A 3,496-nucleotide genomic window follows, 5' to 3' on the forward strand; every position below is an offset into this window, starting at 1 on the left:
ATGGGCGCCAACGCGGTCAACACGATGGCGGAGGCACTCGCTCCCGAACTCGCGCGCGTCGCGCGGGGCCGTTCGCTGCTGCGCATTCTGACGAACAAGGCCGACCTTCGCCTCAGCAGGGCTCGTGCGGTCATCCCCGCGAGCGAGATCGGCGGTGAGCAGGTTGTCTCCGACATGGTGGCGGCGGCCGACTTCGCGCTCGACGACCCGTACCGCGCCGCAACCCACAACAAGGGCATCATGAACGGCATCACCGCGGTCGTGCTCGCAACCGGCAATGACACGCGAGCCGTCGAGGCCGGCGCGCACAGTCACGCCGTTCGCGATGGTCGCTACACGTCGCTCTCGCACTTCGACCTCGATGCCCAGGGCAACCTCGTCGCATCGCTCGAGCTGCCGATGCCTGTCGGCCTCGTCGGTGGCGCGACTCGTACGCATCCGGCCGCTCAGGCGGCGGTCGCCGTGACCGAGAGCGAAACCGCGCAGGAGCTCGCCGAGCTGATCACCGCCGTCGGGCTCGCGCAGAACATCGCCGCTGTTCGAGCGCTGTCGGCGGAGGGCATCCAGCAGGGCCACATGTCGTTGCACGCGCGCAACGTCGCCGTCGCGGCGGGCGCGGTCGGAGAAGAGGTCGACACCGTGTCGGCGGCAATGGTGGAGGAGCGAGCCGTTCGGGTGGATGTCGCGGAGCGCATCCTCGCCGGGCTTCGGGCTGCGCAGTGACCCCTCTCGACGTGGGGCTGCCCGCGAGGTCTGCCGAGAACGGGATGCCCGATCGGGTCACGATCTGGGAGATGAGTCCGCGAGACGGTCTGCAGGCGGAGCCGACGAGTCTCTCCTCCGACGCGAAGATCGAACTCATCCGCAGGCTCGACGATGCCGGGCTCCCCGTGATCGAGGTCGGCAGCTTCGTGCGTCCGGATCGGGTGCCGCAGATGGCAGGCAGTGATGAAGTGCTGGCTGGGCTCGATGCCGTGCGAGCGCGAACGCCGGTGCTCGTGCCGAATCCGAAGGGGTTCGAGCGGGCGATCGCTGCGGGAGCCGATGACATTGCCGTCTTCCTGAGCGTGACGGAGTCGTTCTCGCGCGCAAATCTCTCCTCCGACAGGGCGAGTGCGGAAGCGAGCGCGGAAGAGGTCGTACGACGGTCGCGGGATGCCGGGCTGCCGGTGCGCGGCTACCTCTCCATGGTCTTCGGCGACCCGTGGGAGGGTGCCGTCGAGATCGGGGAGGTCGTCAGGCTCGCGCAGCTCCTGTTGGAGTGGGGAGTCGAAGAGATCTCCCTCGGCGACACCATCGGCGTCGCCACGCCGGGCCTCGTGCGCGCAACGGTCGAAGCACTCGAGGCGGGCGGTGTTCCAATCGAGCGCATCGCGCTGCACATGCACGACACCTACGGGCTCGCGCTCGCGAACGTGTATGCGGGGTTGCTGAGCGGCGTGACCACGTTCGACGCCGCCGTCGCAGGCGTCGGCGGTTGCCCGTTCGCGAAGTCGGCGAGCGGCAATCTCGCAACGGAAGACCTCGTGTGGATGCTCACGGGGCTCGGCATCGAGACCGGTGTCAGCATCCCGGCTCTGCTCGAGATCGCCCCTTGGCTCGCGCGGCAGCTCGACAGGCCAATCTCATCCCGGGTGGCAACGGCGCTGATCGGAAAGGACAGCAAGTGACACAGCAACAAGAAGAGACCTACATCGAGGTCTGGGGAGATACCGTTTCGCCGCGGCATCTGCTCTACTCGATCATCATGGGCGTCGGTTTCGCGACGTCCGTCTTTCTGGGCGGACGCTGGCTGCTCCGCGCGCTCGGAACCGATGAGCAGATGGTCGGTTCGTACTCGCTCCTCATCGGCATCGGCGCTTGCATCGTCGTCGCGGTCGTGTGCGCACGGCTGTTCAAGCCGAAGCGCGTGCTTGTCGAGAACGAGTACGGTGCCAGCTCGCGTGAGAGCGCGATGGACGCCATGGAGGCAGAGGTCGGCCCGATCGGAGACCCGGATACCTTCCCGCCCGCAGTTCTCGAAGAGGTGAAGATGCTCGGTCTGTACGACGATTTCAAGCGTCGATTCGAGCAGAACGAAGCGAACCGCAACCGTGAGGAGGAGGGCTGATGGAGGAGCTGCTCCCCATGATCGCGTGGGCCGTCGGCATGGCCCTGTTGGGCGCTGTCGCATTCGGTCTGCTCGGGCTCGTCTCAGGAACGGACGAGACCGCCACCATCGCCCCCATCACGCTGCTGGTGATCCTGCTCGGCGTGCCTCCCGAGGGCGTGTTCGCGTTCTTCATGGCCGCGATTTCCGCGAAACACATAACGCATGCGGTGCCGACAACGCTGTTAGGAATACCCGGCGACACGATGGCCGCGCCCCTGCTGCGGGATGCGCAGCTGCTGCGCGAGCTCGGGGTTCCGCACATCGCGCTGCGCAAGGCGATCTCCGGCGGTGTTCTCGCCGCATTGCTGGCGGTTCCGCTGGCCGTCGGGTTCGCCTGGATTCTCATTCCCTTCGCCGACCAGATCAGTGCCGTCGCCGGCTGGATCTTCCTGGCCGCCGCCGTGCTCATCGCTGCGCTGTCGAAGAGCCGCTGGGCAGCGGTGCTCGCGCTCATCCCGTTCGTCATGCTCGTGCTCGGCCTCAATGCATTCACGACCCTGGTGCTGGATCGCACGCTGACCGTCAGCTTCTTCCTCGGCATCGCGACAGGCCCCCTCATCATCGACATGTTCCTCGCCGCGAGCCCGCTGGGGAGGAAGGTGCTGGAGCGCAAGGGGAAGCGCGAGTTCGAACTGGCGGCCGATACGCGCACCTGGAAGGGCAAGGTGCCGTCGCCGTTCTCCGTCCTCGACCGCCGGCAGCTGGCATCCACGGCAGGAGCGGCCGGTATCTCGAGCGCAACGTTCGTGTTCTCTCCCGTCGCGATGACGGTGCTGATGGGTGAACTCTTCGGCAGCCGAATCAAGGGCGCCTATCAGCGACTCACGACGCAGATGTCGGTCAAGAACGGTACGACCGAATCGACCTACATCGCCGAGACGCTCATTCCGCTCATCGCGATCGGGCTGCCGCTCTCGCCCATGGCGGCATCCGTCGCGCAGCCGCTGTTCAACGCGCCTCCGGTCTACACGATCGACCCCGAAACGAACGCGACGAACAACCTGCACGACATGCTCGACCCATGGCACTTCCTGGCCTTCGGCCTGATGGCCGTTGTGCTGGCCGTGTTCATCACGTATCCGTTCGCGATGACACAGGCGCACCGCGCAGCCAAGTGGATCATGCAGAAGGTCTCGCACGAAGCCATCGTGGGTGCTTTCGCGGGTCTGCTGATGGTGATCTGCCTCTACGAGGGAGGGCTCGTCGCGCTGTTCGTGACGCTCACGATCGGCCTCGTCGGCGGCATGATGAACAAGCTGCTGGCGGTGCACACGGGCATCCAGTTCATGGGCTACTACGTCGCCGTGTTGAGCGTTCCCGGCATCATCGCGCTCTTCGCCTAGC

Annotated in this window: 3 protein-coding genes and 1 pseudogene; all 4 read left to right on the forward strand. The window is 66.3% G+C overall.

What is annotated here, in order from left to right:
• A pseudogene (locus tag Q0O95_RS13640) lies at nt 1–723 on the forward strand (3-hydroxy-3-methylglutaryl-CoA reductase); the annotation flags it as partial.
• Nucleotides 720–1,670 (forward strand): hydroxymethylglutaryl-CoA lyase, encoded by a 951-nt coding sequence (locus Q0O95_RS13645; protein WP_293699785.1) that lies wholly within the window; start codon nt 720–722, stop codon nt 1,668–1,670. The pseudogene Q0O95_RS13640 and the gene Q0O95_RS13645, both read left to right, overlap by 4 nt.
• Nucleotides 1,667–2,110, forward strand: coding sequence for a hypothetical protein (locus Q0O95_RS13650; RefSeq protein WP_293699788.1), 444 nt, complete (start codon nt 1,667–1,669; stop codon nt 2,108–2,110). The genes Q0O95_RS13645 and Q0O95_RS13650 overlap by 4 nt, the downstream gene beginning before the upstream one ends.
• On the forward strand, nt 2,110–3,495 hold the full coding sequence (locus tag Q0O95_RS13655) for a tripartite tricarboxylate transporter permease (RefSeq protein ID WP_293699791.1): 1,386 nt from the start codon (nt 2,110–2,112) through the stop codon (nt 3,493–3,495). Before Q0O95_RS13650 ends, Q0O95_RS13655 begins: the two co-directional genes overlap by 1 nt.
• The last annotated feature ends 1 nt before the right edge of the window (nt 3,496 follow it).

The organism is uncultured Agrococcus sp. (assembly GCF_945915485.1).
Lineage (GTDB): Bacteria > Actinomycetota > Actinomycetes > Actinomycetales > Microbacteriaceae > Agrococcus.

What these genes read in the sequence shown, in the direction of transcription:
- Q0O95_RS13655 (WP_293699791.1), top strand. Translation starts at nt 2,110, where the DNA reads ATGGAGGAGCTGCTCCCCATGATCGCGTGGGCCGTCGGCATGGCCCTG.